Origin of the sequence: Leptolyngbya sp. FACHB-36, from assembly GCF_014695955.1 — a bacterium.
Classification (GTDB): domain Bacteria; phylum Cyanobacteriota; class Cyanobacteriia; order Leptolyngbyales; family Leptolyngbyaceae; genus FACHB-36.
The window spans coordinates 1-3,843 of the sequence record NZ_JACJPG010000033.1 but is presented as its reverse complement, the minus strand read 5'-3'; the positions used below and the strand labels follow the sequence as shown (position 1 = coordinate 3,843).

At 49.8% G+C, this 3,843-nt stretch carries 4 protein-coding genes and 1 pseudogene; all 5 read right to left on the bottom strand.

The genetic code is table 11. The features are described from left to right. Positions 1-377: 377 nt before the first annotated feature. Positions 378-1,169 (bottom strand): aminoglycoside adenylyltransferase domain-containing protein, encoded by a 792-nt coding sequence (locus H6F43_RS00450; protein ID WP_242025211.1) that lies wholly within the window; start codon positions 1,167-1,169, stop codon positions 378-380. A 188-nt stretch (positions 1,170-1,357) separates the two neighbouring features. Further along, complete coding sequence (locus H6F43_RS00445; RefSeq protein ID WP_242025209.1) at positions 1,358-1,978, bottom strand: putative glycolipid-binding domain-containing protein; 621 nt, start codon at positions 1,976-1,978, stop codon at positions 1,358-1,360. 130 nt (positions 1,979-2,108) lie between these two features. Beyond that, positions 2,109-2,495: a hypothetical protein gene (locus H6F43_RS00440; protein WP_190340071.1), complete on the bottom strand. Its 387-nt coding sequence runs from the start codon at positions 2,493-2,495 to the stop codon at positions 2,109-2,111. A gap of 242 nt (positions 2,496-2,737) precedes the next feature. Beyond that, positions 2,738-3,196: a hypothetical protein gene (locus H6F43_RS00435; RefSeq protein WP_190340070.1), complete on the bottom strand. Its 459-nt coding sequence runs from the start codon at positions 3,194-3,196 to the stop codon at positions 2,738-2,740. Positions 3,197-3,540: 344 nt separating this feature from the next. After that, positions 3,541-3,843, bottom strand: a pseudogene (locus H6F43_RS00430) (short-chain dehydrogenase/reductase); the annotation flags it as partial.

Genomic DNA, 3,843 nt, shown 5'->3' with positions numbered 1-3,843 from the left:
CCTGTAACTTAGCAGAACACCCGTTCTATATCAATCCTACTCTCCCACGCCTAAATCCAGCAGCACGATCGCTGCTTTTCGCTCTTAGGAGAGAACCTCGGTTAACGTTCCCCAGAACTGGACCGCATTCCCATCACATCGATCAAGTCCGTTAGCGGATGCTGTGTCAGCAACCGCTAACGAACGGCTCTACAGCCTTCCCCTAGAGCAAACGCATCTAAAACATCGAGTTAGCTAACAATAACCTCTAAACTACTTTCCCACAGACCAAACTAGAAGGGTAACGCCTGAATTCAGCGATCGTGGTCAAGCAACTTTCTACAAGAGGTAAGCTGAGTCGCGCTCCGCTGCAATGATTTGTTGGGCGGCTTCCGATTTCAAAAATTGTGGTTACATTCCTGGATTACGTACCTGATAAACCTGATTGCTTCCACTGCCCGCATAAATCTCAACTTATAAAAAGTTGCTTTTCTCTGGTTTCGAATACTAATTGCATCGCGGATAATCCAGTGCCATTGCGTGGGCAAATGTTTTAGCGCATACTCACCTGCCCCTGACTTGGACGTAATATCCTGTTGGCAAAACGTATAGTAGAGCCGTAGAACGCCTAACACTGCCCACTGAATTCCGTAATCCGTGAGCAGCCACGACATCCGCCTAGGTTTGCACGTAAAGTCTTTCCAGTAAGTATTAAGGTTCTGATGCATTTCCGTAATTAAATTTACCCAATCTACGGTGAATGGCAAATTGCTAGGCTCATTTCCGACTACTGCAATGCCACGATTTTTTAGTACCCACCAGGTGACTAATCCTGTCTCAGGATGACCGATCGGGTTCAGAACTCCATCGTGATAGCAGGGAGCCGGAGTAATGACTTCGCCAGATTGACCCAAATCTTCCAATTGGAGATAACTGCCTGATAAATCCGAACGTGGGTATTTTCTCGCCAACTGCTCGTGAATGTTTTTCAAGCGGTCTACGTCCTCTGGCCTGCACCTGCGGCTTATTACAGCGATAAAATCAATGTCGCTCCAATGCGCATTAAAGGCTTCCAGAGCGATCGAGCCGTGAAGATAAAAGCCGATTAAAAAGCCTGGCAATTCTTTCTCTATCAGCAGCAAGTAGTCTTGCAGGACAGATTGAACAGGTTCAGGTATTTTTGAGTGCATAATCACGACACAATTTTTGACGCGGGAAAGTCTACGGCACATGCCGCCCAACAACCCTGCTCACCGGATACAGGAAACCTTTGCACGCTAGCAATCACTTAAATTTATTTCGCTGCAGCAGGCTTGCTAGGCGGTTGGCACGACATTCTCATCTATGCCCCTGGTCGCTCAAGTAACTCTTCCACCGCTTACCTGCTATCTATCACCCGCCGGAACAAGCCTGGATAGTCCAGCACGATGCCATCTTCGTCCACGGGCAGTTGCGCCGTGAAGCCACTACCATTGAGATTCTCGAAGAGGTAGAGCCGATCGGACAGCCGCGTATAGGCCTGCAGTTGCGGGTGAATCGTCAGGTTGGGCGCGGAGATCCACGCCATGCGGAACTGCCGACGCTCACCGACAACCATTGGCTCGCGGCGAATTGGGAAGCTGTTAGTGAAAGGGGTTGGCCAGATATCGACATCCACGCAGCCATCAAGCTCGGCGTTGGGCTGGCCGTCACCGTCTTGCCATTGTCCTTGTCCGTCCGTTCGCAGACTCAGCGATTTGGTGGAGCGATCGGTCGTGGCGACTAGATTTGCATCGCGGAGCCGCCACGATTCGTCCCAGGTCAGGCGATAGGTGAGCCGGAATGGACCATGCTCCTCGTCGAACGCGAGCACGATGCTGTCGGACACGAACTCAGTTAGGAGGAGATGCTCCAGCCCTACACCCTCTCGGTCCTTGTTCCAAATAGGCGTCCAACAGATCGTTCGACATACTGTATTTGCCATCGTGACTCCGTTCGTACTGCCGCCTAACTTAGTCATCACCCGCCGCCCTGAGCGATCATTTGAGTATGGCAGACGTGTTCGGGTACATAGCGATCGGGTACATAGCGGTCAGATGCATCTATGTTAGATGCCGCGGTTCGCCGCTCAAGACTGTCTTTGCAAGACATTAAGAATATAGACAAATGCTGTGCGGATCATCTGGCTGCCGCACAAACATCTCTTCACTATTAGGCGGAGGCTGTTCCACCAAAATCAGTCCTCGGTGGCATCCGTACTCTTCCGCCAGCAGGGATAGCAACTCTTTAGCACGTTCCAGGTTCTCCGGCCTCTCTTCTGCGTCGTCGATGGAGAGCCCGAGGACGAGTCGATCGTCCGTGGTGAAGCCCAAGATCGCCTGATCGAGGTCCTGCTGCTTGGCCTTGAGGTAGAGATTGAAAGAGCGGCGCGGGTATTCCAGTCCCCTCCGCACGGCGTGTGAAAGAGTCAGTGCTGGCTCCCACTCGTAATCTTGCTCCCCATCAGAATTAGCAGGGGCGTCGAGTTTACGAATCATCAACTCTTCGTCCTTCCGATCCTCACTCCGCGGGCGATCCACATAACAGTCGAGGAAGCTGTTTATAGTGTCAGCATCCCGGCGATTGGTGAGACAGTAAATGTCAAGATTGGGAGGCAAAATGATGACTCCTAATGAGAAGATATCTAACGATTCGGGTTAGCGGCTGCCGATACTTTTGTATCTCAACCAACCAGATTCGGTCAATCTGCTGCGCCCAAATTGTTGTACAGCGTCAAGTGCTAAGAATGAAGCCAGTATTCCACACAATCTTTCATAGTTTTTGTATTGACTACCAACTGAATTTCTAATTTTCTTTGAGCAGTTAAGGAAAGTTGACGAAGACTTTCCCACTCAGACGCTCCGAGGCTATTGGCATTGCCAATGACCTCGAAATGTTCCTCTAAAATTTTACGAGTTGTTTCCAGAAGTCTCTCAACAAGATCAACCAAATCTTTGATGCTCTTGCTGACTGATTCGTCTTGTATAGTCATGAGACGGATTAAGATTGAGTTTAAGCAGGCTTTGTAACCATTCACTAAAATTTCAAGAGCGTTACTTGTTATCAAGTCCCCCTCTGGAAAATCATATTTTCTCTCCTCTAACACTGGCAGAATCGCTATTTGTTCTTTCTCAGGCGTTCCAAAAAAAGCTATGAGAGGTGCCGTTACCTCTAATTGCTGGTTTACTTCATCACTCAATCGCAGCACTGCAAAAACCTACTTACTCATTGACAATTGCATACCAGCCCATAGCAAAATACTCACACAAAAGCTTCAGGTTATGTCCTATCAGTAACCAAAGCTGTATAACGATTTGTTAGACAGACCTACTCTTTATATCTACCACAATTCAGGTAGATATAAAGACAACTCGCAGTCTATCTACCCACAACGGCGAGATACGCTGTAAATCTCCGTTTATCCTTCAACTCGCTCACGCTGTCTAGCTGTGATGGGGCAACCAGAGAAGCCGATTCTTCGTAGAAGCATCGCAAACCGATCGCCCACCAGCTAAATCAAATTTAGATGCGTTTGCCCTGCCTTCACCCGCCGATCGTGCTGGCTTCTGCTCCCTCAAACGCCGTGTTGACTGACACGTCTCTCCACGCATCTAGCTCTTGCTGAACGGATTTGAGCTTAGCCTCGATCGCGCTTACTGCATCCGCACCCAGCGCCAATCGCAGCGGTGGATTGTCGCTTTCCACCACCCGAATCATGGCTTCCGCCGCCTTGGCTGGATCGCCTGGCTGCTTGCCGTCCATTTGCTCCATCCACTTGAGGAACTCGCCGCTTACCGGAGCGTACTCCTCGATCGTCTGGTCAGGAACCGCCAGCGATCGACCATT

Bases quoted from the DNA above. Each gene is read 5' to 3' on its own strand.
- H6F43_RS00450 (WP_242025211.1), bottom strand. From the start codon at position 1,169: ATGCACTCAAAAATACCTGAACCTGTTCAATCTGTCCTGCAAGACTAC.
- H6F43_RS00445 (WP_242025209.1), bottom strand. From the start codon at position 1,978: ATGACTAAGTTAGGCGGCAGTACGAACGGAGTCACGATGGCAAATACA.
- H6F43_RS00440 (WP_190340071.1), bottom strand. From the start codon at position 2,495: ATGATTCGTAAACTCGACGCCCCTGCTAATTCTGATGGGGAGCAAGAT.